General features: G+C 37.9%; 26 protein-coding genes. 9 read left to right on the plus strand and 17 right to left on the minus strand.

What is annotated here, in order from left to right:
* Positions 1–152: 152 nt before the first annotated feature.
* Positions 153–794, minus strand: a complete 642-nt coding sequence (locus tag IQ282_RS14135; protein ID WP_194852518.1) for a thiamine phosphate synthase — start codon at positions 792–794, stop codon at positions 153–155.
* Between the two features lie 237 nt (positions 795–1,031).
* On the opposite strand from IQ282_RS14135, the gene IQ282_RS14140 reads away from it, so the two are divergent.
* Positions 1,032–1,481: an ABA4-like family protein gene (locus tag IQ282_RS14140; RefSeq protein WP_194852519.1), complete on the plus strand. Its 450-nt coding sequence runs from the start codon at positions 1,032–1,034 to the stop codon at positions 1,479–1,481.
* A gap of 74 nt (positions 1,482–1,555) precedes the next feature.
* On the opposite strand, the gene IQ282_RS14145 is transcribed toward IQ282_RS14140, so the two are convergent.
* Both IQ282_RS14145 and IQ282_RS14150 read right to left on the minus strand, forming a co-directional pair.
* Complete coding sequence (locus IQ282_RS14145; protein WP_194852520.1) at positions 1,556–1,855, minus strand: hypothetical protein; 300 nt, start codon at positions 1,853–1,855, stop codon at positions 1,556–1,558.
* Between the two features lie 224 nt (positions 1,856–2,079).
* On the minus strand, positions 2,080–2,652 hold the full coding sequence (locus IQ282_RS14150) for a DUF4251 domain-containing protein (RefSeq protein ID WP_194852521.1): 573 nt from the start codon (positions 2,650–2,652) through the stop codon (positions 2,080–2,082).
* Positions 2,653–3,093: 441 nt separating this feature from the next.
* Between IQ282_RS14150 and IQ282_RS14155 the strand changes: the two genes are divergently transcribed.
* The 4 genes from IQ282_RS14155 (at position 3,094) to IQ282_RS14170 (ending at position 5,229) form a co-directional block, all read left to right on the plus strand.
* Positions 3,094–3,396 carry an HPF/RaiA family ribosome-associated protein gene (locus tag IQ282_RS14155; RefSeq protein ID WP_194852522.1) on the plus strand — a complete coding sequence of 101 codons (303 nt, stop codon included), beginning with the start codon at positions 3,094–3,096 and terminating at the stop codon, positions 3,394–3,396.
* 1 nt (position 3,397) lies between these two features.
* A complete protein-coding gene (locus IQ282_RS14160) occupies positions 3,398–3,799 on the plus strand; it encodes a hypothetical protein (RefSeq protein WP_194852523.1) in 402 nt (133 codons plus the stop codon).
* A gap of 70 nt (positions 3,800–3,869) precedes the next feature.
* The gene (locus tag IQ282_RS14165; RefSeq protein WP_194852524.1) at positions 3,870–4,826 is read left to right on the plus strand and encodes a TerC family protein; all 957 of its coding nucleotides are present in this window, start codon (positions 3,870–3,872) and stop codon (positions 4,824–4,826) included.
* Positions 4,827–4,926: 100 nt separating this feature from the next.
* Positions 4,927–5,229, plus strand: coding sequence for a hypothetical protein (locus tag IQ282_RS14170; protein WP_194852525.1), 303 nt, complete (start codon positions 4,927–4,929; stop codon positions 5,227–5,229).
* Positions 5,230–5,336: 107 nt separating this feature from the next.
* Here the strand turns inward: IQ282_RS14170 and IQ282_RS14175 are convergent, their stop codons facing one another.
* The 4 genes from IQ282_RS14175 to IQ282_RS14190 form a co-directional block, all read right to left on the minus strand.
* A complete protein-coding gene (locus IQ282_RS14175) occupies positions 5,337–5,966 on the minus strand; it encodes a nitroreductase family protein (protein ID WP_194852526.1) in 630 nt (209 codons plus the stop codon).
* 1 nt (position 5,967) lies between these two features.
* On the minus strand, positions 5,968–6,675 hold the full coding sequence (locus IQ282_RS14180) for an MBL fold metallo-hydrolase (RefSeq protein WP_194852527.1): 708 nt from the start codon (positions 6,673–6,675) through the stop codon (positions 5,968–5,970).
* A gap of 907 nt (positions 6,676–7,582) precedes the next feature.
* A complete protein-coding gene (locus IQ282_RS14185) occupies positions 7,583–7,831 on the minus strand; it encodes an acyl carrier protein (protein WP_194852528.1) in 249 nt (82 codons plus the stop codon).
* A gap of 424 nt (positions 7,832–8,255) precedes the next feature.
* Entirely contained in the window at positions 8,256–9,542 is a 1,287-nt protein-coding gene (locus IQ282_RS14190) for a beta-ketoacyl-[acyl-carrier-protein] synthase family protein (RefSeq protein ID WP_194852529.1), read from the minus strand.
* Positions 9,543–9,677: 135 nt separating this feature from the next.
* Here IQ282_RS14190 and IQ282_RS14195 point away from each other — a divergent pair, with 135 nt between their 5' ends.
* Positions 9,678–10,946, plus strand: coding sequence for a POTRA domain-containing protein (locus tag IQ282_RS14195; RefSeq protein ID WP_194852530.1), 1,269 nt, complete (start codon positions 9,678–9,680; stop codon positions 10,944–10,946).
* Between the two features lie 297 nt (positions 10,947–11,243).
* Here the strand turns inward: IQ282_RS14195 and IQ282_RS14200 are convergent, their stop codons facing one another.
* The 9 genes from IQ282_RS14200 to IQ282_RS14240 form a co-directional block, all read right to left on the minus strand.
* The gene (locus IQ282_RS14200; RefSeq protein ID WP_194852531.1) at positions 11,244–11,828 is read right to left on the minus strand and encodes a CHAP domain-containing protein; all 585 of its coding nucleotides are present in this window, start codon (positions 11,826–11,828) and stop codon (positions 11,244–11,246) included.
* On the minus strand, positions 11,825–12,220 hold the full coding sequence (locus IQ282_RS14205) for a hypothetical protein (RefSeq protein WP_194852532.1): 396 nt from the start codon (positions 12,218–12,220) through the stop codon (positions 11,825–11,827). The genes IQ282_RS14200 and IQ282_RS14205 overlap by 4 nt, the downstream gene beginning before the upstream one ends.
* Before the next feature lie 190 nt (positions 12,221–12,410).
* On the minus strand, positions 12,411–12,851 hold the full coding sequence (locus tag IQ282_RS14210; protein WP_194852533.1) for a 3-hydroxyacyl-ACP dehydratase FabZ family protein: 441 nt from the start codon (positions 12,849–12,851) through the stop codon (positions 12,411–12,413).
* A gap of 5 nt (positions 12,852–12,856) precedes the next feature.
* Positions 12,857–13,636, minus strand: a complete 780-nt coding sequence (locus IQ282_RS14215) for an SDR family oxidoreductase (RefSeq protein ID WP_194852534.1) — start codon at positions 13,634–13,636, stop codon at positions 12,857–12,859.
* On the minus strand, positions 13,630–14,685 hold the full coding sequence (locus IQ282_RS14220) for a type III polyketide synthase (RefSeq protein WP_194852535.1): 1,056 nt from the start codon (positions 14,683–14,685) through the stop codon (positions 13,630–13,632). The genes IQ282_RS14215 and IQ282_RS14220 overlap by 7 nt, the downstream gene beginning before the upstream one ends.
* Positions 14,669–15,385: a methyltransferase domain-containing protein gene (locus IQ282_RS14225; RefSeq protein WP_228547341.1), complete on the minus strand. Its 717-nt coding sequence runs from the start codon at positions 15,383–15,385 to the stop codon at positions 14,669–14,671. The genes IQ282_RS14220 and IQ282_RS14225 overlap by 17 nt, the downstream gene beginning before the upstream one ends.
* Positions 15,382–16,497: an NAD(P)/FAD-dependent oxidoreductase gene (locus IQ282_RS14230; RefSeq protein WP_194852536.1), complete on the minus strand. Its 1,116-nt coding sequence runs from the start codon at positions 16,495–16,497 to the stop codon at positions 15,382–15,384. Before IQ282_RS14230 ends, IQ282_RS14225 begins: the two co-directional genes overlap by 4 nt.
* A 46-nt stretch (positions 16,498–16,543) precedes the next feature.
* Positions 16,544–16,762: a hypothetical protein gene (locus IQ282_RS14235; protein WP_194852537.1), complete on the minus strand. Its 219-nt coding sequence runs from the start codon at positions 16,760–16,762 to the stop codon at positions 16,544–16,546.
* A 60-nt stretch (positions 16,763–16,822) separates the two neighbouring features.
* Positions 16,823–18,811: an alpha-ketoacid dehydrogenase subunit alpha/beta gene (locus IQ282_RS14240; protein ID WP_194852538.1), complete on the minus strand. Its 1,989-nt coding sequence runs from the start codon at positions 18,809–18,811 to the stop codon at positions 16,823–16,825.
* Between the two features lie 191 nt (positions 18,812–19,002).
* Here IQ282_RS14240 and IQ282_RS14245 point away from each other — a divergent pair, with 191 nt between their 5' ends.
* Positions 19,003–19,953: an isopenicillin N synthase family dioxygenase gene (locus tag IQ282_RS14245; RefSeq protein WP_194852539.1), complete on the plus strand. Its 951-nt coding sequence runs from the start codon at positions 19,003–19,005 to the stop codon at positions 19,951–19,953.
* A 165-nt stretch (positions 19,954–20,118) separates the two neighbouring features.
* Here IQ282_RS14245 and IQ282_RS14250 read toward each other — a convergent pair whose 3' ends face one another.
* Entirely contained in the window at positions 20,119–21,366 is a 1,248-nt protein-coding gene (locus IQ282_RS14250) for an NAD(P)/FAD-dependent oxidoreductase (protein WP_194852540.1), read from the minus strand.
* A gap of 100 nt (positions 21,367–21,466) precedes the next feature.
* On the opposite strand from IQ282_RS14250, the gene IQ282_RS14255 reads away from it, so the two are divergent.
* Entirely contained in the window at positions 21,467–22,390 is a 924-nt protein-coding gene (locus tag IQ282_RS14255) for a mechanosensitive ion channel family protein (protein WP_194852541.1), read from the plus strand.
* On the plus strand, positions 22,383–22,676 hold the full coding sequence (locus IQ282_RS14260; RefSeq protein ID WP_194852542.1) for a DUF3817 domain-containing protein: 294 nt from the start codon (positions 22,383–22,385) through the stop codon (positions 22,674–22,676). The genes IQ282_RS14255 and IQ282_RS14260 overlap by 8 nt, the downstream gene beginning before the upstream one ends.
* Positions 22,677–22,770 lie beyond the last annotated feature (94 nt).

The raw sequence follows: 22,770 nt of genomic DNA on the forward strand, positions 1-22,770 counted from the left end.
TATAACAATATAAATTGTGGCCGGCACACTGTGTTTTCACGCGTTGGAAAAACGCTGATCCAAACACCATTTGGCGATCTCAAACACTAGCAAAAAAACATATTACATTTTTCAGGCTCCATCCATAAATACTGCTCATAATGACCAGTGATTTATGGTTTCTCAAAACTATGCCGCATCTCTTGATTAGAAGAAGCATTCAATAATTGATGAAAGGTTTTAATTCTATCAAAATCCTGTAAGATCGCATCAGAAACTGCAATTCCAGAAACGCCGGTTTTTAAAATATCGTTGACATCATCTGTAGTAATTCCGCCAAAACCTATCAGCGGTGTCTCGGTCGTTAAAGCTTCTGCAATAGCCGTATAACCGTTTACACCTAAAGTTTTAGTTTCATTATTACTAGAAGTTAGAAATGGCCCTAAACTGATGTAATCCACTTCTTGAGAGAGTAATGTTTCACAATCTTGTAAGGTGTGCGCGCTGGCGCCTATAGTTTGCCAGGCATGTAGATGATCCCTAACTAGAGTAGGGCGGGTGTCGGTTTTTTCCAAATAAACACCGTCTGCTTTTATTTGTTTGGCAATCTTGTAGTAGGAAACAATAATCAATCTTGTTTGAAAATGGGCAGTAATCGCTTGTGCTTCTTCGGCCAGTTTTAAGCGATGCGCTTTTGAAATGTGTTTGAGATCCAGTTGAACCAATTCGATTCCGGAACTACAGGCCTTTTGGATATTTTCTAAATGCTCTTTTGGGGATTTAGCCTTAGAAACGAAATGAAGTTTTGGGATCATGGGGTAGTTTTTATTGGTTTTACAACACTTTGCAATTTACGAATCCTGATGTGCCAATTGATTTAAATGGACGATTGACTTTTCAAAAAGAGATTGATTTCAAAGAATATTAATGAAAGTTCCCTGATTTTACGGACTAGTAACACTCCTTAATGGGCTAATGGTCTGGTGATCTTTATTAAAGTTGGATATTTGGTTTATTGAAAGCTTCCAAAGATCAATTTAATAATTCCTTATATGACACCAACCTTAGTTTTTTCCATTGTCAATATTCTCGTTTTGCCCATGTGGATCTTAATGATCTTTTTACCCAACTGGAAACCTACACGGTTCTTAATTAACTATAAAATTATTCCCGTGGTGCTTGGGATAATTTATGCTATCTATTTAATTCAGGCCCTTGCTGCAAATGGAATGATGGACTTCGGCAGTCTGGAATCCATCATGGGATTATTCACTACAGAAACGGCAGTGCTGACCGGCTGGATCCATTATTTGGCTTTTGACCTGTTGGTAGGAATGTGGATGGTGGATCAAAACAGATCTTTGGGAATTTCTAAATGGTTGATGGCGCCTAACTTATTGGGAACATTCATGTTTGGGCCGGTGGGTTTTTTGCTGTTTATGATTCTTAAAAGTATTAAAGAAAAGAGATCTCAAAAGTCCAAAGTACCTATGAAACTTTAGGTTTAAAAATGGTATAACGCAAAAGGCTTTCAAACCACAAAATTTGAAAGCCTTTTCTAATGATGTAGGTGAAATTATTTAGCCGCGTCATCACGCTCTAAATTATTTTTACTGTCACCACCTTGACTGTGCAGTTTGTTCTCCTCGTCATTGAGGCCTTTAGGTCCATGACCTTTTTGGGCTTCGTTTCTTCCCGGAATATCTAAATCATTTCCAGCAAAATCAGCATCCTTTTTTCTGTCTACTAATTGTTGATCTGCACCGCCATCACGATGCAAATTTTTATTTCCCTGGCGCAGGATATCTTTATCGTGCGCAGTTATGTCTGAATTATAAGGTAATTTCTCGTCGGATTTTGATTTGTTCTCTTTCATGATAATTGTATTTACTTTAAAGTTACCTATTAGTTAGTGGTAGAATGTTCAGAAAATGTTATAAAATAGGAACAGACTAAAATCTATTACAAACCTATATTTCCTTTAAAGCAAAGATCTCAAGAAGAAAGATGGCAATTATTACAATTCATATATCTGAACCATAATTTATATTATGTCAAGTAGAATATTTCAGAGTCTACACACAACTTCAATTATGATAATCATTCCATAGATTCCACTATTCGACCTCTATACTCTATTCTTGACCTTCTATTGCTTGTTATATAAATCATCACGTTTCCATTAGCATAAAGGATTACTTCTGTATCAAAATTATCATTCCCAGGATCATTAGCATTAAATGATATGTCATAACTATAGCTATTCTCCTTAGAACGCACGATATAATCATCTGGAGCTACTTCAAACTTTACTCCGGCATTATCTCTACTATTATAACCACCACCTTGACGCTGTTCTCCATAAAAAGGTAAATCGGCAGAAACCTTTTGCGGATTCAACTCCATGAAATGACCATCACCAGTAAGATCTATTCGGTTTGCGCTATCTCCTGAACCTTGCAAAACCGAATTCAATACTCGTTGCGTGGCGGCAGTATTACTGGGATAAGCCGCATCTACAGCGATTCTAATAGTTCCATTTTGAATTTTATCGGTTAGCGCAGCATATTCTTTAGCACTTCCTGTTTTAGAAACATTACAAGATGTTAATCCTAAAATAAGGACACTCACGATCATGAGTTTAAAACTAAAAATATAGTTAGTTGTTTTCATAGTTATGAATTTACAAGATTTTAAGTTAATAAAACCACACATGCCACCTTGGTAATTACTTCATAAATGTGCTCGATACAACTACCGCTCTGTCTTCTACCCTATTTTAGATCAGTATTTTACCATATGTGCTTCTTATAATCTATTAGTATTTGGAATCTTTTTCCGCTTTCGCGAAAGCGGAACCATTAAAATTATCGGTCAAGTTCCTATTTTCACGATGCTAGAAAAATGGAGTAAACCTAATGCCATTCAATCTAAATAAACTTTATTCACGTGATTGCGAATTAGTTGCTGAATAACCATACTTTACAAGCGATGCGTTTAATTTTCGTCGTTTATCGATTCCCTTAAATTATCACTAAATCATTGCTAATAAATGATTAAATTAGAGAATAAGAAAGTACTACATATCTATCTTTAAACTTAAAATATTAAACTATGTCTATAAATTTCAACTACCAACACGTAACCGGCAGCCAAGAACTGGAGGCTTTTACAGAGGAAAAACTAAAATCTATATTTGAAAGATATAACTGGGTGACCCGTGCCGACGTCTTCTTTAGAAAAGAAAATACTTCCAGTCGTGAAACTGGAATGATTGCTGAAATCAGGTTAAGTGCTCCTGGACCACGCCTTTTTGCAGAAGAGTCTCACAACACATTTAAAGAATCTGTGTCTAAGGTAGTAAGCCAGCTCAAGACGCAATGCGAGAAGCGCAAGGCAGACATGATCTCTCATTGATATGATTTCTATAGCAACTGACGAGCGGGAAATTGTATTTATCTACAATTCTGATATCAAAAACCATAGAGAAATATTTGCCTACGTACAGTCTGCAGATAAGAAAGTTAATGCTCTTGATATTACTAAAGAGAAGATTACAGGAACTTTATGGAGTGAAGTAGCTGAATTACTGGGTAAGGAAGTTAAGGATCTATTACATACAGATCACGGCACCTTTGTTCAGAAATACGGTGAAAATGTTTCTCTAGAAAATGATGGAGCGATCAAAATTCTCCAGAATGAACCAGAGATGTTCATTTTCCCTATTGCCATACGAGGCAAACATGCCATAGAACCTCACTTATATGGCGATGTGACAGAGCTTTTTGGTTCTGATTCAGGTAAGATAAACATACCGTAATATACATATCTTTGTAATACCCTAATCCAGCTGCTAAGGCTGGATTTTTTTTACCATATTCTTAAATGCTATGATAGTTTGGATTTCATTTATTATCCTCGTTAGTATATTTCTAGCTCTGGATTTGTTTGTCTTTAACCGGAATGCCCATATTATTAAAACCAAAGAGGCGTCAAAATACACAGCGCTTTGGGTAGGAATAGCGGTTGCTTTTACGGGTGTTGTTTACTTTATTTACAAACATGAGTGGATTGCAAATCCTGATAACCTAAGCGCCGGAACAGCAGCTCTCAAGTATATTACTGGTTATCTGATTGAGTTATCCCTGAGTGTCGATAACATTTTTGTAATCGCAGTTATCTTTAAATCTTTTTCTATTCCACTAAAGTTTCAACATAAAGTGTTGTTTTGGGGAATTGTGGGTGCCTTAGTTTTTAGAGCGCTAATGATATTCTTTGGTATCGCACTGATTAATGAAATCAGCTGGATGACCTACGTTTTTGGAGCCTTTCTATTGTACACAGCTTATAATATGTTAACCTCCCACGATGAGGAATTTGACCCTAACAAATCGTGGATTTACAAGTTTGCTCGTAAGTTATTTCCAGTAACAGACCGCATTGAAGGTGATCATATGTTTGTCAAGAAAATGGGTAAACGTATTGCTACTCCCCTATTCCTGGCATTAATTGTTATTGAATTGACCGATATTCTATTTGCACTTGATTCCATTCCAGCGATTCTAGCGATCACGTCAGATCCATTCCTGGTTTTCTCCTCAAACATTCTAGCGATTATGGGACTGCGCAGTATGTATTTCTTTCTTTCCAACCTGCTTGATAAATTTCAATATATCCATTACAGTCTAGTTGCTATTCTTGCTTTCGTTGGAATAAAATTAATTCTGGTGCATCATGTTGAATTTCCAGAATGGCTGTCTCTAGCCGTTATATTTGTGTCACTAGGTGCAGGTATGCTGTTCTCAAACTTCAAAAAATCCGATAAAAAGGAGATTGAGGATGTTTAAGAGTCGAAATAAATCGACGAATAACTACTAAAACTGTTAAAAAAGTCGTTAATCGACTATTGAGTGTTTTTGATCGGTATATTTGATCAAATCTACATCTATGGTACATTTCAACTATTCTCATTTGACCAGAAGTAAAAAGCTGGAAGAATTCATTAGCGATTCCTTATCAGATTTGATGCAGGAAGAATCACATATCTCTACGGTGTACTGTTTTCTAAGCCGCACTTTTGACAACCGTGATAAATTAATCAGTACTTTGAAAATGCAAATACGTTTGAAAAGTCAGGATAGCATTACCATGGAACAATCTGCCAGTAATTTTAAAGCTGCTTTTAAAACGATGAAGCCTGAGTTGACTTTTATGTTTAATGAAAGTAGGGAATCGTTAGCATCAGCATAAAAAAACAGCCCTGATTTATCAGGGCTGTTTTCGTTACAATAATTTGGTTCCAAACTTATAGCAGATCTAGTAATTCATAGATGTTTAAATAAGTGTTCTATAAACTTTTATTGATTCTTTGGTTTCACTTCCGCACGTTTTACATAATCACCGTTGAAAATGAATTCATCTTGTTTTTTACGGACTCGATCTTTGGTCTCTTCCCCTTGAAGGTCTTTAGGTAGGTCATCCATCTCACCACCATAATACCCTACGACAATACCAGTTGCGACATGATAGGAATCTGGGAACTTAAATTCTTTTAGCGCCTCCTCATGTTTTAACCCTGCCATCTGATGAACTGCAATGCCCATACTTTGAGCCTGGATCGACATATTTGCAGCAAACTGTCCCAGATCATGTAGTGCATGAAAGTTTTCTTTTCCATCTGGAGTCATCTTATCATAAACGCCCAGCATTAGAACCGGTGCATTTTTGACCCAACCTTGGTTGAACTCTACTAACACATTATGAATACGATCGTAAGTTTCACTACCTTTTTTACCCCATACAATATTCCAGGGTTGCATATTATTACTACTCGCCGCCCAACGTCCAGCTTCAAATAGCGATTGCAAATCTGTATCGCTTACAGGAGTATCTGCAAACTTTCGCGGGCTCCATCGGTTCTTTATCAGATCGTGAATTTTATGATCTGTAGGTGTGTTTTTGATTAGGTCTGTTTGTGATTCTTTCATTTTATAATTTTTTAGTTGATTCGTCTTTGATTAAATTTCTTAGAATTGTTGTGCGTTCATCATCGGTGAGATCAAATTGTGGTTTTCCATGGAGTGGTAAAATGTGTTCAAACTCCTCTGTAATTGTTCTCCAGCTCTCCCGTAATCCTAAATCCTTTTGATCATTTTCTATAATAGGACGATCAAAGTAATAATCATCTTCTTTATAAGGGGAACCTACAGCGCTGTCGCCCGTAAATAATGCTTTATTGAAATCACAATAGATGATCACTGATCCGTTCGTATGACCAGGTGTATGAATTATTTTTAAACCAAAATCCTGAAATACTTCTGGATTAGATGTAATATTCTTAAAAGCACCTCCTTTATTGTCCAGATCGTGAATGTATATATCGGCACCCAGATCTTCTTTTATGGTCTCGAGATCTGCATAAGTTTTATCAAGCATATCCACATTTGTTAGTAGAACTGCTTTTACATTATAACCGCTTTCCTTCAATCGCGTTAACTCATCGCGATGTTCTTCACGTATGCCATCAATAATGATAATATCTTGACGATTTTTATGACGCATCACATATCCGTTCCCCTCGCGGTTTTCATTCTTTTCAAATTTCATTAAAAAGGTATCAGGAAGTATTTTTACGGGTTTGCCGTAAACTGCAGTTCGCAATTCATCAAGACGGCTAAATATATCTATTTTATCCATTGTTTTTCTTTTAAAAATACAATGAACATCAGCATTTGAAGAAGGTTTGTGATTCCTACAACAGTGATTTAACACACACATGCAAAGTTCTGCAGGTATTTAAATTTTTACAATGTGACCTCGTTACAAAAATTTAATAAATCTTAAGTTGTTGAGCTTCTTCTATTGCCGTTTCTACAATTCGTTTTACCAGAATTCCGGAATGATTAAGGTTGGTAAAAAGTAGCAGATGCCCTGGCTAGAAAAACAGCTATTACCACTGCTTTATGTTCCATTAACTCCTTTATTCCTCACAGTTTCAACTTCAAGGTTTTGATGTAGTTATTTTTATCATGTATCAAGGTTTAAAACGTATCGTCTTATGAATCGTTAAGAATCTATAATTAGTGAACTTCCTATTTATAACCAGGCAATGTTTCAACACTATACAGGTTGAAAACATACACAAAAGCAGTATTAACAAAGTCCTCAAATCACACCACATAAAGCCCAGGATATCGTCTAAACCAAAACGGAAGTTGTTCCTTTTCATTCTGAATGCCGTCTCGGCTGCAGCGGTTAAAAAAGAATACGCCACAAATCATCTTGAATTCTTTTTGCATTCAAAATCCTATTTTCAGATCTTAAAAATAGCAGCTAGAGAAAACCCATATTAGAAAAACTCTTAAATAGTAAAATCAGAAAATGTTGTTGATGGTGAGTATTTAAATGCTAGGTTAATATCAAATCCTCATATATTATGAATGGTGACAAAGTACCCTAATTTACTTTAAAGGATTTCCATAATCATCTTTATGTAAATGTCTAATTGAGTTACATTCTTGTAGAGAAAATGTTTAAATCATCTCAAATACAATATGTAAGAAGTTCAAAATGAATTATTCAACTAGCCAACCTATAAACTTCATCAAGTCAGCTTCTCTTGTACAATTCGTACCGCATCTGCTACCGTTTGCATCTCTTCCATATTTTTTTCGTCCAGGGTAATATTGAATTCATCTTCAACATCGAGAGCAACATCTACAAGGTGCGCACTGTTAATATTGAGATCATTCATCAAATGGCTCTCTTGCTTTATGGCACTAGAGTCAACATCTTGCGGCAAATATGTTTTTACTATGGTGAAGAGCTTCTCTTGGATTTCGGTTTGAGTCATTTCGGGTTGTATTAGCATTTATAAACGATAGGTCGAATATATTGCGGATAGTTGACTTTTAAGTTTGGATTATGCTTTTTCATTAAGTGTTTTTGAAATGTATTCTCAGTTACTGAGATTCTATTGCACCTCTAAAACTAACATCCTAATTGGAAAATCCAGTGCCGCAAATAGCTGAACAATTTAGATTTCTCAACGGCAATGACTACTATTTTTGTTGGACAATCGTTATTAAAATCATTTCCAACACCTTGAAATACTGCATGCTTTAAAAGCAGTATTACATAATAGTTAATGGGATCTTGCTTCACGTTTTAAGTTTCCAGCAAATTTCAATTTTTTCTTTCGCTTAAAAAAGAAGCCCAAAAGACAATGTGAAACCCAGCACAAATTCAGAATTTTCAAAGCTCAAAATCTCCAATCGTTAATCATTATACTTTTTTAAAACTACACAAGCATTCACATCCCCAAACCCGAAACTCGCTTTGAGCAACACATCAATATCTGCTTCAATGGTTTGCGTTGGGATTTTTGAAACGTCTAAGAGTTCTAGAATTTCGGCATGTAATTGTGTTATGTTATTATTTTTGAATATTTGCTGGTGTTTTATTTGCAAAATGCTACCAACCAACTCAATGCTTCCAGCTGCTGCAAGACAATGGCCTATGCTAGACTTGAAACTGTTCATATAAGGAAAATCAGTTCCCTTTCTATTCAGAGCTTTTGACCAGTTTTTTACTTCGTATGCATCTTTCCCGGTTGCTGTAACGTGACCATTTATGGCATCTACTTGGTTTGAACTAATTCCCGCATCTTTCAATGACATCTTTATCACCTGTTGCACCGCTTTGCCATTAGGCGCCGTCATACTTCCATCACCACGGTGACCACCTGCATTTATGGCACCACCCAGCACTTCGCAATAAATGGTTGCGCCGCGTTCCAATGCTGATTCTAGACTCTCTAGCAGCATGGCACCCGATCCAGACCCGGGAACAAATCCTGCGGCATCACTGGAAAACGGACGACTTGCTAAAGTTGGGTTTTCATTATGTTTTGTGGGAAGGATGCGCATAGCATCAAAACCACCCCAAATGTAAGGTCCAGAATCACTTGTGGAACCTACTAACATCTGGGTGGCCTTTCCTGCTGCAATGCGTTCATAACCCATAATCAAAGCCTCTGTTCCTGTGGAGCAAGCGCTGGAATTGCTGGTCACCATATTTCCTGCTCCCAACTCGCCAGCAAGCCATGCGCTAATACCACTACCCATCGTTTGGATAACACTGGTGCTTCCTAAACGGCGCACGTTTTTATCGTCTATCAAATTGATGGCTTCCCTAAATTTTTCACCGCCACTCTGACCTGTTCCGAATATGATCCCAAAATCCTCTAATGCTTTTTCCTTAGGAGCGATAGTCAGCCCAGCATCGGCAAATGCTTGTTTTCCTGCGATAATTCCGTAAAGCATTCCGCTGGCTTTGAATCCTCGTTGCTGGAGCGGTGTTAGGTTTTCATCAATTTGTTGCTGGGTCACAGGCGGTATTCCAGCAATCTGGCAACCAAAATTTAAGTCGGCTAGTTGCTGATGGAATGATATCCCACTGGTTCCTTGCTGTAACGCTTTCGCGAAAGCGGAAACAGTTGAAGCATTAGGCGCAACAACTCCTAAACCCGTCACCACTACCCTACCAGAATTTTTCTTATCCATAATATTAAATGTCTTGCTAATCTAAAGCCTTTCTGATAGAATCTGAGTTCAAAACACGTGCAATAGTACTGCGGAGTTGTATATCCGGCCGTCATCTTTATAAATAGCTGATTTTAACATCGTAATATTGCGCCGATGATTTTTAAAAAGTTTGTAGTACTAGTAATTCTGTTTTTTTGTCAGATGGGCAACAGTCAGTCAGGGCGTATTGATCGCATTGAATTTGAAGGCCTGAATAGAACTAAAGAAACTTTTCTGCGACGTATTATGAAGGTGCAGCCTAAACATTTAGCTGATTCTGTTATGATTGCAAATGATCTAGAGCGGTTGAATAGGCTTCCAGGTATTGCTAATGCCAAAGTGACACGAACGACCTTAGAAAACGGCGATTTGATCCTGAAGTATGAGATCGATGAAAATTTTACAATCATCCCAGGATTACGTATTTCTACCGCAGCTAACGGTGATTTTGCTTTTAGAATATCTTTATTTGAATTCAATGCACTGGGTGCAAATCACTTGATAGGCGGCTATTACCAAAACGAAGTATTCTCTTCCTATGGGGCTTATATTGAGTCTAGATATCTATTTTCCAATAAATTAGGATTGGGAGTAAATTATCAAAGTAACAACACTTTTGAGCCTATCTATTTTAATAATAAAGAAGAAACAAATTACAGGTATCAAACAAATTCATTTGAAACATACTTTTTGAAAGAATTTGATTTTCACAATCGAGCGGAACTAGGTATTGCATTTTCTAGCGATGATTACACATTTCAAGATGGTCTTGCAGCTACTGAAATACCTGCCATGTTGCAAGCAAATAGGGTTAACCTTAGAAGTCAATACGAGTATATTAATTTAAAAATTAATTATCAATACGTCTCTGGATGGCGCAATCAAACTGATGTCCGGTTGATTACTGGTGGCGACGGTTTACTGGGTGATAATCTAGTTTTCAATAACGATTTAGAATACTTGACTAGAATAGGCACTAAAGGCAACTGGGCCAGTCGCCTGCGATTGGGATATTCAACTAATAATGATACGCCATTTGCCCCTTTTGTAGTCGATAATCAGGTGAACATACGTGGTGGTGGTAATATTGTTGCTCGTGGTACTGCAACAGCAACTCTAAATACAGAGTACCGACACACTCTCTTTGAAAAGGGGTGGTTCGTTTTGCAAAGCAATACTTTTATTGATGTCAATACTCAACGTCAAGTTGATAAAGGATTTGAATCGGCTTTTGAATCTCAAAATCTTAGGATCTCACCGGGAATAGGCGTCCGCTTTATTCACAAACGTATTTTTAATGCGGTATTCCGACTGGATTATGGTTTTGGAATTGGAGAAAATGCGTCCAACGGATTGGTGTTTGGGATTGGGCAATATTTTTGAAGGAATTCAAAGTGTAAATTAAAATCAATTGTGGAACTGAACCTTAGACTGGTAGCAATAGTGAAATGAAAACAATAGATCAAATCCTTCTTATTCGGGCGTAAGCTCTATCATCTTCAGCATTTTTCCAATATGGAAAAAGAAGTATCGCAATTAGTTCTATAGATCCAATGATTTACAAACTTTACCTTTTCCTCTTTGGAAGACTGAGTATAGGAGCTTAAAATTGAATTTGAACACGAGCATGAAGTTGAGTAAAAAAAGGATTTACAAACTCATATCTAACTCTTGTCTAACTCATTTCCGCAACCAGCCTAAAATATTTTTCTGCTCAATTTTCCACTTTCCATTCTTATTTTGCAAATCATAGGTTGCACGAGAACTAGCGGTAGGCCCTGGATTTTGTTGGATGATTTCGATAGAATCATCGCTTACTTTTGAGATGATGGACACGTGACCGTAGGAATTAAAAGTGGTAGGACCATAAACTACCAGATCGTTGACTTTAGGTTTTGAATTGCTGTTGTTAGTGTATTGGGTTAGACTTCGTTGTTTATTGTAACCACCGTCTTTGATGTTTTTATTAAAAAAGTCCTTAGCATGGCCATAACTATCGGGCATTTTATGATCTAGTGCTTCGTAATAATAACGTTTCACAAACTCTACACATTGATATTTTAGTCCTAGATTGTAGCCGTCCTTGGTCATGTTTCTACCTTCCACATTCCCCACGCTACCATTATAGTACACATTCACGCTATTAAATGAATCGACCTTCTCTCCTACTTTTTTAGAGGAAAACACCTGCGGATAAGTATATCCATAAAAGCCAATGACACTGATGGCACAAACGACAATTAGTGTAAACAGGATTTTTTTCATATAAAACTTAGGATCAAACTAAAAACAACAAGTATTAAAAGCACAAGCGGAAACACAGGCCAAATCTTGTAAACTGTTGAAATTAGATTCCAGCAATATAAAACTAAAAAAAGCGGTATTATAAAACCTAAATAATAGTAATCACGTTCAAGATTAATTCCTGCGCTTGCAATGTAAAAAAGCATTTTACCAAGAATGGCCAAAACGGAGTAAATCACCCATTTAGAGTTCGCCGCTGCCATTCTTAATTTTCTGGTTTTATTCCGGTTAATAGCTCTAATGTTGCCCATCCACAGTGATGTGGTGAAACAAAAAGAAAAGGCAACAGCATTGAAACCAATTATTAATTGGTAATAATTATTTAGAGTGTAATCATAACTCTCTTTTGCCATATGCAAATCTAGGCTTGCCATTATAGAGCAAAAGCGCAGTAACTCATTTAGAATAAAGCCTCCTATAACGCCGACAATAATCCCGCTGTAGAAATGAAATCGGCCTATTTCATTTCTACAAAACTCAGCTTTGCATCTACTCCGAATTAGTTTTTTTGAGCTTGCGTTGATCACGGTTATTTATGAATTACTAACTCTTTACAGACATGCCACTCAGCCACCCTTCTGCAACCTTATTTTCATGTTCATCAACCATTTGAACAATGACCTTGAGTTTACCAAATCTAAAATATTCTTTCTTTGCGGTCACAATAACGGTTGTTTCCGGCAGCACTTGACCTTTAAATATCACATGTGCTTCCGTAAAAACCAGTCTTGGCTTTTGATCACGATCGCGCAGCAAATAGGCTCCTAAACAGACTAACCCTATTTGAGCCATACATTCCTGTAAAATAACGCCGGGAGTCAATGGCCGATCGTTAAAATGATGTTTGTAGAAATATTCGCTTTCGCGAAATCGGTACATACCGACAACATGATCATCAGTCAATTCCAGCAACTGATCAACAAATTTAAATCCGTCGCCGTACGGCAGGTTTGCGACAATAGCTTCTTTTTCTGATGGGTTCATGGGGACTAAGTTAAGGATTCGCCACCATCTACTTTTAGGACGGTGCCGTTGATGAATGCGGATTCTGGTCTGCACATTAAATAAACGACATTTGCAACATCTTCAGGCAACGTCAATCGCCCCAGCGGATTCCGTTTCAAGCTATTCTCCTTCAATTTTTCATACATGGGGATGCGCTGCAGACTCTCAGTGTCTGTGACTCCAGCCTGGATACAATTTGTTGTAATAAATTCTGATGCAAATTCTAATGCCATGTTCCTTGTAATGGCTTCAAGTGTGGCTTTGGCAGCGCTTACCGCAGCATAACCAGGCATGGGTTTATGGTTTCCCTCACTTGTAAAGCTTAGAATCCGACTAGGGTTTGCCAATAAATTTGCATTCCGCAAAGCTTGCGCCCAAGAATACAAACTCGTTCCCATGGAAAAAATAGTTTGCTCAAAATCGCTGGTGGATAAAGTGGTTTCACCGGTCATCGGCTTTAAATTCCCTTTTGAAATGCTGTGAAGAAAAAGAAAAAGTTGCGCCCCATTGAGATATTTTTCAGCTTGATCAAGCAAATCATTCAGTTTTGAAACATTGGTGGCATCTGCGTTTATAAATAAATGATCTTTAAAGTTTTCTAATTTTTCAAAGCGCTTATTTATAGAATCTTGCTGTATTCTACCTGCACGATAGATTAATATCAATTTCATCCCATGTGCAGCGCATTTTTTTGCAGAAGCGTAGCCTAAACCACTGCTGCCGCCTAAGATTAATCCATACGTTCCCTCCAGATCTTTTACCATTCCAGTAAAATTCTTTGTGCGGTAAACCCAGGTCCAAAACTGAGCATTAATCCCTTCTCTCCTTTCTGAATATCAGTCTTATTCATAAAACGATCCAAGACAAACAATACTGTAGCGCTACTCATGTTTCCAAACAATCGTAAAACTTCCTTAGTATCGTCGATGTTTTTTCCCAGCTCGCTGAAAAGTGCTTCCACCGTCTGTACGATCTTCTTGCCTCCGGGATGAAAGATCAGGTGATCAATATCTTTAATATCTAAATCATGCTTCTTCAAAAACGGATGAATAATTGCTGGGAAATGATGGGCAATCGTTTCTGGAACTTCTTTATCCAGCACCATTTTTAAACCACTGTTGACCATGTCAAATCCCATCATGTGGGTGGCATCTGGAAAATGGTACATCTCATGACCTTTAATCTTTGGTCCTTCCTCACCTTCTACTGACGATAACAATACACAAGCACATCCATCTCCAAAAATCGCTGCGCTCACCATATTTGCCATGGAGAAGTCATTCAACTGAAAAGTGGCTGTAGGAGCTTCCACAGCGAGAACAGCTGCTTTTTTACCAGGATTTGCTCTTAAGAAATTATCGGCATATATGAGTCCTGAGATACCGGCGACGCAACCCATTTCAGTAACGGGTAAACGGACGATATCCTGACGCATATCAAGTTCGTTAATCAAATAGGCATCAATTGATGGAATCATAATTCCCGTGCAGCTCACGGTAATTATGTAATCCAGTTCTTGAGCCTTCCACCCTGCTTTATCCAGCGCTTTTTCAATGGCTGTTTTGGCTAGTGGGACGACTTCCCTTCTGTAAATATCATTGCGATCCTCAAAGGAAGTGCGTGTAAAAACCTCTGCGGGATCCATAATGGAATAGCGTTTATCAACCGCTGCTCCTTCAAATATTTTGATAGTTTTACGTCGCAAACGATCGTCCTGGCTAGAAAGCCAGGTTTCCACAAACGGTAAAATCTCAGCGGTTTCTTTGTAATACTGTGGCGTTACGGTCGCGACACTCTTAATCGTTACACTCATCTGTTGGAATTATCCATATATATCGGAACGACCACTTCCATTCAATTCGGTCATTTTTAAGTTGCAATTGTCGTGCATAACGCTGGAAATCGGCGCGTTTGAAACCTGACGCAATCGATATCAATCCATCATGGATCGAGATTTCCGTACGTATAAAAATAGGACTAAAAAATTTAAAGAAACTATAAGCAATGCGGCTTCTGTGCAGATCGTTGATAATAATAGCAGTACTTGCCATTTGCTGAAATCGGTTTAGGAATTTCGGCATTTCTTCTTCCGTAAAATGGTGAAGTGTTAGAGTGACGAGGACTATATCACATTTTAAATCTTCTAAGGGGGTTTTGAAAATATCGCTTTCGCGAAAGCGGACTCCTTTAAAGTTTTTGCTCTTTTCTGATGCCATTTCAATGGAACGCTTGCTCAAATCAATTCCTAAAAACTCAAAATTATAATCAGGTAGTTCCTTAGCTAAATATCTCAACATTGCGCCATCACTGCAGCCTACGTCTGTAATCCGGTACGTTTTTGAAGGATCTTTTTCAACAATCTTGAGAATTGCTTTTTTAGTAAAACCGTATCCACCCAGCCAGCGATTGCAAGTGTTGATGTCTGCAACGGCATTATCAAGGATTTTCACATCAAGTGTGGGATCGTCCATCCACTCGGGATCTGTATTGCGGTGATTTGATTGATAGGTCAATATTTTACTGGTTTACCGTGGGTTTTCTTAATAATACGTGGCATAATTGAGGGAAGTCGCGCAATCAGACCATACATTACTTTTGTAAGATGTGGATGTATCAAAATATTCTGTATCCATTGACCAAATCTCATTCTAGACTGAAAAAATCTGCGCCAGTGTTTGCGGTAATTTTTAATCATTTGCAATCGGGTGATTTTTTCTTGCATAAAACCCTCTAGATTTATGGCAGCGAGATGCGCACTATGGATCGCCATGGCCATACCATTACCACAGAGAGGATGAATTAAACCAGCACTATCGCCTATGAAAAGTAGTTTGCTACCTCCTTGCTTTTTAATACCAAAGGATATCTGGGAAATGGTCATGGGCTTTTCCCATAAAGGCTGGGCTGTTTTAAAAAATGCTTTTAATTGTGGGTTTCCACTTAAAACCTCTTTCTGAAAAAGATCAACATCTTTATATTTCTTGAATGATCTGTAACTAGTAAGATAGCACAGGTTTACGGCACCCGTTTCAGTTTTAGATAATCCAGCATAGCCACCATCAAAATTATGGAGTTCTACCTTATTTAAAGGCATTTCATATTTGTAGTGCATTTTAACGGCCAGCCATTCTGACTTACGCTTCATGAAATCACGTTGCAATTGTCGATCTAGTTGAGAACGCTTGCCAGTAGCAACTATAACTTGTTTACAGGTATATCGGTTTTTAGTTGTGATGACTGTTTGAAAAGGGTCATCGTCGTAAATTTCCTTTACCCGTTCCTTTAGAATGCTGCAACTTTGCGATGCGCGCTTGAAAAGTTCGAAATCTAAACAATGTCTAGAAATTCCATATCCACCTAGCGGCAATTTGCTATCGATCTCTTTACCATTTTGTAAAGTGATCTGAAAATGGTTGATGTAGGCATCGGTAAGTTTATCAAGTACGATACCTTTTGATTGTAATAAATCTTTGATTTCTGCACTCAAATATTCCCCACACATTTTGTGTCGTGGGTAGGCACTAGGATCTAATAAGAGTACCTTATAAGAATCTCCTAATTCAATGGCAGCCCAAAGTCCAGAAAGACCACCACCTGCAATTATTATATCATAATCATATTTCACCCCTCAAAAATAAAGGAGGTGACTACATAAAAAGAGAATGTTCGTGTTAAGATTGTGATTCTTCTGTACTTTCTGAATAATATCGTTTTTGAATAAATTTCAAAATTAGATAAATCACCAGTAAACTTCCGAATAAGGTAAGTAATAACCTACCTGTAAGTCCCAGTGTGCCTGAACTAGGGCCGAATGCCACCAGAATAGAAAACAGAATTGTCAGGAACCATAGGACATATCTAAAATTGTCCGCTTCATCCATGAATTTCATACTTTGTAAGTTTTAGTTTTCTAGGGGATACACAATATTAGATAATTAACCGATTAATTACTAATAATTAAGCAAAGTTCTGACAGCTATTTTCAATCTTTCAATAGGTAGATAGTTTTCCTCTAATCCTTTATGAAATGGAATGGGAGTATCAATACTTCCAACTCTCATTACTGGAGCATCCAGCTTTTCAAAGCATTGTTCTCCTATCATAGCAGCAATGTCACCTGAGATGCTTCCTGTCATATTATCTTCTGTAAGAATGATGACCTTGCCTGTTTTTTCAACGCTGGCTATAATGCTTTTCTTATCTAAAGGAGCTAATGTTCTCAAATCTAAAAGGTCCACGCTCAAGGATTCCTCTGTAATCAGACGGCTTGCCCAATGAACTCCCGCGCCATAGGTTACTATAGTTAGATCATTACCTTCATGAACTAACCTTGCGGTTCCTAACTCGATGGCATAGTCTTCCACTGGAACCTCTCCATAAACAGATCGATACAATGCTTTATGTTCAAAAAATAATACGGGATTAGGATCGTCGATTGCCGCCATGAGCAAACCTTTAACATCGGCTGGAAATGCTGGATACACGATTTTTAAACCAGGAATGGTATAAAACCAGGATTCATTAGTCTGTGAATGAAAAGGTCCTGCTCCCACCCCAGCGCCACAAGGCATTCTTATGACAACATCTGCATTTTCATTCCAGCGGTAATAGGATTTTGCCAGATAGTTGACAATCGGATTAAAACCACTGCTTACAAAGTCTGCAAACTGCATTTCTACCATCGCTTTCATTCCCGCGATACTCAATCCCATGGCGGTTTCTACAATGGCGCTTTCACAAATGGGAGTGTTGCGTACGCGGTCTGCACCAAATTCTTCTAAAAATCCTTCCGTGATCTTAAATACGCCCCCATATCCTGCAATATCCTGTCCCATCAAAATCAAGTTATCGTGCTTGCGCATGGAAGCTTTTAAACCGTTATGTATTGCGTCTACATATCTAATATTTTCGGTTTCACCTTTAGGCAGGTTGTAACTTAACTCCTTGCCTTTAAATACATCAGCTAGTTCTTGTTCTATAGTTGATTGAGGTTCCGCTTTCGCGAAAGCGGTTTCTAATCCATCATTAATATCTGCCTTAAACTGATCGTTCCATTCCGTTATATCGCTGGATGAAATCCAATTTTTATCCAAAAGCGTTTGCTCCATCTTATTTAAGGGATCGCGTTGTTCCCAATATTCTATAAGGTCGTCAGGAACGTACTTTGTGCCGCTTGCTTCTTCATGACCACGGCGTCTGAAAGTCTTAAATTCTACCAGCACCGGTCGTGGATTAACTCTTATATCTTCTAGGATCGCAGAGATCTTAGTATAAACTTCTACAATATTATTTCCATCTATGATATGCGCTTCCATTCCATATCCAGCACCTCGATCTGCCAGGTTATTGCAGCGGTACTGCTCGCTTGTCGGTGTGCTCAATCCATACCCATTATTTTCAATACAAAATAAAACGGGAAGATCCCAGACGCTGGCAACGTTCAATGCTTCATGGAAATCACCCTCGCTGGTACCACCCTCACCCGTAAAAACGACCGTAGCATTTTGAGTTTTTTTGAGTTTTTGTGCAAGTGCAATTCCATCAGCAACACCTAATTGAGGTCCTAGATGCGAAATCATACCGATGATCTTATATTCTTGAGTTCCAAAATGGAAACTGCGATCTCTACCTTTCGTGAATCCCTCTACCTTTCCTTGCCATTGGGCAAACAATTTCCATAGCGGGATGTTCCTAGAAGTAAATACTCCTAGATTTCGGTGCATGGGAAGGATATATTCTGCATCCTTCATCGCCATGGTCACTCCTACTGATATAGCTTCTTGTCCTATTCCAGAAAACCATTTGGAAATTCTTCCCTGGCGTAATAAAATTAGCATCTTCTCTTCAATAAGACGCGGCAATAACATGCCTTTGTAAAGTTCAACAGCTCGCTCTTGAGATAATGAATCAGGAAGTGCAATAAAATTTGAAACGATCATGAATTACAATATTATGCCCTCAAATGTAGAATTTTAAATAGAATTTGTGAAGCCTAATTATAAAGCAAACGTATTTTAAGGCTGGTTAAAGATTCTTATCTTTATCCTTTACGACGTAGGTATTCGGGTGTCAGGAATATCCTGTTATTCAAACCACCGCGTTTACATATTTACCGATAAATAATATCAAAATGAAAAATATACCCAGCGTCGATCTCGCAGATTTCCTAAGCGATGATCCTATTAAAAAAAAGAAATTTATAGACGAACTAGGAAAAGCATATGAAGAAATAGGTTTTGTAGCGCTGAAGAATCATTTTTTGACCGATGAATTGACTCAAAAACTTTACGATCAGGTGGAAAAGTTTTTCCAGCTTCCTGTGGAAACTAAAGAATCCTATGACCGTCCAGAATTAAATGGTCAACGAGGCTATGTGTCGTTTGGAAAAGAACATGCTAAGGGTAAAAAAGAAGGCGACCTGAAGGAGTTCTGGCATTTCGGTCAAGAAGCTAGCGATGATGCAGAGTTAACAGAAACTTATCCAGATAATATCGAAGTCAAAGAACTTCCAGAATTCAATAAAACTGGTATGGAAGCATATCGAATGTTGGAAAAAACGGGAATCTATGTTTTGCGAGCGCTTGCTTTACACATAGGGCTGCAAGAAGATTATTTTGACCATTGGGCTAGTAATGGGAATTCTATTTTACGTCCTATTCATTACCCACCTATTACCAGTGAACCAGAAAATGCTGTTCGGGCAGGTGCTCATGGAGATATAAACTTGATCACATTATTGATGGGTGCCAGTGCTCCTGGATTGCAAGTGCAAAATCGTGATGGTGAATGGCTAGATGCAATAGCTGAAGAAGATGAGCTTGTTATCAATGTTGGAGATATGCTGGAACGACACACTAATAATAAGTTGAAATCCACCATCCACCGCGTTGTGAATCCGCCGAAGGATTTGTGGCATACACACCGCTATTCCATTCCGTTTTTTATGCATCCACGTAGTGATATGAAATTAGATTGTTTGGACGAATGTGTTGATGCTGATCACCCAAAAGAATATAAAGATATAACTGCCGGAGACTTCCTACATCAGCGTCTTGTGGAGATAGGTTTGATAAAGAAATAGCTTTGAGCTTTGAGCTTTGAGCTTTGAGCTTTGAGCTTTGAGCGAAAATTAAAAAATCCAGAGAAACTTCATTGTTTTCTCTGGATTTTTTTTGATTTTCCACACATCCACACATCCACACATCCACACATCCACACATCCACACATGCACTCATCCACTGATTATTACCCTACCATTACCTTTCCTTCTATTTTGTCAATAACCGCTTGCGCAGCTGCTTTGCCATTTAACATGGCGGCATTCAGCGATCCATTGCTCAAATGATCTCCTGCTAAATAAACGTTTTCGGTAAGCCTGGTTTCTGTAGAATCCATGCAGTAGTTGATGTTTTTCAGACTGGGTAACGCTTTTTTGATTGTTTGAGACTTGATTAAATCTCCCAAATCTATATGAGCATGTTCTTTAAATTCCATGCGAACTCTAGAAGCGAGTTCGTTCTCATTGTAATCATGCTCCTTTACCACTGAGATACTAATGACATTTTCATGATCACTAAAAACGTCTTGTGAAAAATGAAAGTTATTGCTCAGAGATTTTGGATGAGAAATGAGACCTATAATAGGCTTGCCAAAACCTTTATGCGTCGTTTTGAAATACAAAACCGTCACCTCATGCCATTTGATGTTTGAGATAGGTAAATTGGGAACCAGTCGATCTGCTTGTCCTGCAATAATGGTGTAATCTGATTCTAGCACTGATCCATCTGCTAGTGTGATTTGATTTCCTACCACTCTAGAAACCGTTGTATTTAGCTTTATCTGATTAGTCTCTAAATGACTCGCTAGCTGCTCTGGTATCGCTTGTATTCCTGCTGCTGGCAAGGTGGCAGAGCCTTGTGAGAACATTTTAAAAACGAATTCAAACATGCGGCTGCTGGTCTGTAATTCGTTTTCTAGAAAAATTCCGCTGTAGAACGGTTTGAAGAAGTTCTGTATGATCTGATCTGAAAAACCTGCCTTTTGCAAATAATCCAAGGTTGTCGTTTCCTTGGTTTCAAATATATCGTTGAGCTTTTTCTGTTTCAGCTTTCGCGAAAGCGTAAACATTTTCAACTTATCCTTTATAGAACCGATGTTAGAGAATGCCGTGGCAAACAAAAAACTAACATCTCTCGTAGGATCACCCACTTTAGTGGACTTACCATTATTAAAAATAATGGCTCCAGGAGCAAACTTGACCAGATCAAGCGCTTTGAAATCTAAAAATTCTTGGGCTGCAGGATAGCTGTCCAATAGTACCTGAAAGCCATGATCAAGTATCTGACCTTCCATAACATCTGTTTGAACCCGACCGCCTAACCTAGCTCCTGATTCATAAACCGTAGTTTTATAACCTGCCTTTTTTAAGGTAATAGCAGCACAGAGACCACTTACACCGCCACCTATAATCGTAATTGTTGGATAATTTTGCATCTTACAAAAATAAACGTCCTCATCTAATCGGTTCGTTTTTTATCTAAGCTTAACATTTGTAAGAAATGTGGAGCTTATTTTTACTTAAAAGCTTTTACATATGCAGGACTCTACACCAGCTAACGTCAACTTCCAGGATCAACTGGGCATAACCTTAACTAATTATTACGAACGGTTTATCGATATATTGCCACGTCTAGGGCTAGGCTTGTTAATTATTATATTAGGTATTTTTATCGCTGGATTCCTCAGCCGGTTTGCCACCAGTCGTATAAAAGCTCGTACCCATGACCCGTTGATGAGTCGGTTTTTAGGTCGCACGATTAAGTTTTTAATTATCGTGGCTATTATTGTTATAGGTCTACAAGTAGCCGGTTTTGGTGACATTAGTGCTGGGATTTTTGCCACTGCAGGTGCGAGCGCTGTCATTTTAGGGTTTGCATTTAAAGATATAGGTCAAAACTTTATTGCTGGCGTGATTTTAAGTTTCAACAGGCCTTTTAATATGGGAGATACGGTGGAGATAGGATCAAATTTCGGAAAAGTAAAAGCACTGGAATTTCGTTATACCAAATTAAAAACTTTTGATGGTAAGGATGTTTATATACCAAATAGCGATGTAATTACCCAACCTGTTACAAATTATACCGAAGACGGATATTTCCGCTGGGAATTTATGGTAGGAATTGATTATGAAGATGATATTGTTCATGCCAAAGAAACCATTATGAAAGCCATGTTGCTAGATGAAAAAGTTATTTCTACAGAAGATCATCGCAGTTATATCACTGAAGACGAACTTGCTACCAGTACTGTAAATTTGAAGGTGATGTTCTGGGTCGACACTAAAGATTATGCCAGGGTTGCGACAGAAACACGAGGTAGAGTCATAGGTAACGTGAAAAAAGCACTTATGGAAGAAGGCTTCTATTTACCTGCAGATATTCAAGAAATCAAACTGTATGGTCGGGAGACTGACATACCTTTGTCCGTTAACGATTTGAGAAAACTGAAAAATGATTAAAGTATTTAGAATTTTATCGATAGCGGAGGGATATTCATTTTTGTTACTCCTTTTTGTAACCATGCCTTTAAAATATCTAGGAAATATAGGTTTGCCTAATACCATTGTAGGAATGGCTCATGGGTTTCTTTTTTTAGCTTACGTTGTGCTGGCTATCGTTGTGGGGCAAATGCTTAAATGGAACTTTAAGGACACCGCAATAGTTGTATTAATGTCCATAGTTCCTTTTGGAACTTTCTGGATGAAGGATAAATACTTGCCTCAAAGTAGCGAGTTAGCTGCTTAGGTTTAGTTGCGTTTTGATCTACAAAACTTCATAATCTAGATATTGTAGATTAATACAGGATGATGTTCAAAGCTAACATTGATGTAAATTTGTC

It is taken from the genome of Nonlabens antarcticus (genome assembly GCF_015356755.1).
In the GTDB taxonomy this organism is placed as follows: domain Bacteria; phylum Bacteroidota; class Bacteroidia; order Flavobacteriales; family Flavobacteriaceae; genus Nonlabens; species Nonlabens antarcticus.

Coding starts and splice junctions, on each gene's coding strand:
- IQ282_RS14135 (WP_194852518.1), bottom strand. CDS start 794: ATGATCCCAAAACTTCATTTCGTTTCTAAGGCTAAATCCCCAAAAGAG.
- IQ282_RS14140 (WP_194852519.1), top strand. CDS start 1,032: ATGACACCAACCTTAGTTTTTTCCATTGTCAATATTCTCGTTTTGCCC.
- IQ282_RS14145 (WP_194852520.1), bottom strand. CDS start 1,855: ATGAAAGAGAACAAATCAAAATCCGACGAGAAATTACCTTATAATTCA.
- IQ282_RS14150 (WP_194852521.1), bottom strand. CDS start 2,652: ATGAAAACAACTAACTATATTTTTAGTTTTAAACTCATGATCGTGAGT.
- IQ282_RS14155 (WP_194852522.1), top strand. CDS start 3,094: ATGTCTATAAATTTCAACTACCAACACGTAACCGGCAGCCAAGAACTG.
- IQ282_RS14160 (WP_194852523.1), top strand. CDS start 3,398: ATGATTTCTATAGCAACTGACGAGCGGGAAATTGTATTTATCTACAAT.
- IQ282_RS14165 (WP_194852524.1), top strand. CDS start 3,870: ATGATAGTTTGGATTTCATTTATTATCCTCGTTAGTATATTTCTAGCT.
- IQ282_RS14170 (WP_194852525.1), top strand. CDS start 4,927: ATGGTACATTTCAACTATTCTCATTTGACCAGAAGTAAAAAGCTGGAA.
- IQ282_RS14175 (WP_194852526.1), bottom strand. CDS start 5,966: ATGAAAGAATCACAAACAGACCTAATCAAAAACACACCTACAGATCAT.
- IQ282_RS14180 (WP_194852527.1), bottom strand. CDS start 6,675: ATGGATAAAATAGATATATTTAGCCGTCTTGATGAATTGCGAACTGCA.
- IQ282_RS14185 (WP_194852528.1), bottom strand. CDS start 7,831: ATGACTCAAACCGAAATCCAAGAGAAGCTCTTCACCATAGTAAAAACA.
- IQ282_RS14190 (WP_194852529.1), bottom strand. CDS start 9,542: ATGGATAAGAAAAATTCTGGTAGGGTAGTGGTGACGGGTTTAGGAGTT.
- IQ282_RS14195 (WP_194852530.1), top strand. CDS start 9,678: ATGATTTTTAAAAAGTTTGTAGTACTAGTAATTCTGTTTTTTTGTCAG.
- IQ282_RS14200 (WP_194852531.1), bottom strand. CDS start 11,828: ATGAAAAAAATCCTGTTTACACTAATTGTCGTTTGTGCCATCAGTGTC.
- IQ282_RS14205 (WP_194852532.1), bottom strand. CDS start 12,220: ATGGCAAAAGAGAGTTATGATTACACTCTAAATAATTATTACCAATTA.
- IQ282_RS14210 (WP_194852533.1), bottom strand. CDS start 12,851: ATGAACCCATCAGAAAAAGAAGCTATTGTCGCAAACCTGCCGTACGGC.
- IQ282_RS14215 (WP_194852534.1), bottom strand. CDS start 13,636: ATGGTAAAAGATCTGGAGGGAACGTATGGATTAATCTTAGGCGGCAGC.
- IQ282_RS14220 (WP_194852535.1), bottom strand. CDS start 14,685: ATGAGTGTAACGATTAAGAGTGTCGCGACCGTAACGCCACAGTATTAC.
- IQ282_RS14235 (WP_194852537.1), bottom strand. CDS start 16,762: ATGAAATTCATGGATGAAGCGGACAATTTTAGATATGTCCTATGGTTC.
- IQ282_RS14240 (WP_194852538.1), bottom strand. CDS start 18,811: ATGATCGTTTCAAATTTTATTGCACTTCCTGATTCATTATCTCAAGAG.
- IQ282_RS14245 (WP_194852539.1), top strand. CDS start 19,003: ATGAAAAATATACCCAGCGTCGATCTCGCAGATTTCCTAAGCGATGAT.
- IQ282_RS14250 (WP_194852540.1), bottom strand. CDS start 21,366: ATGCAAAATTATCCAACAATTACGATTATAGGTGGCGGTGTAAGTGGT.
- IQ282_RS14255 (WP_194852541.1), top strand. CDS start 21,467: ATGCAGGACTCTACACCAGCTAACGTCAACTTCCAGGATCAACTGGGC.
- IQ282_RS14260 (WP_194852542.1), top strand. CDS start 22,383: ATGATTAAAGTATTTAGAATTTTATCGATAGCGGAGGGATATTCATTT.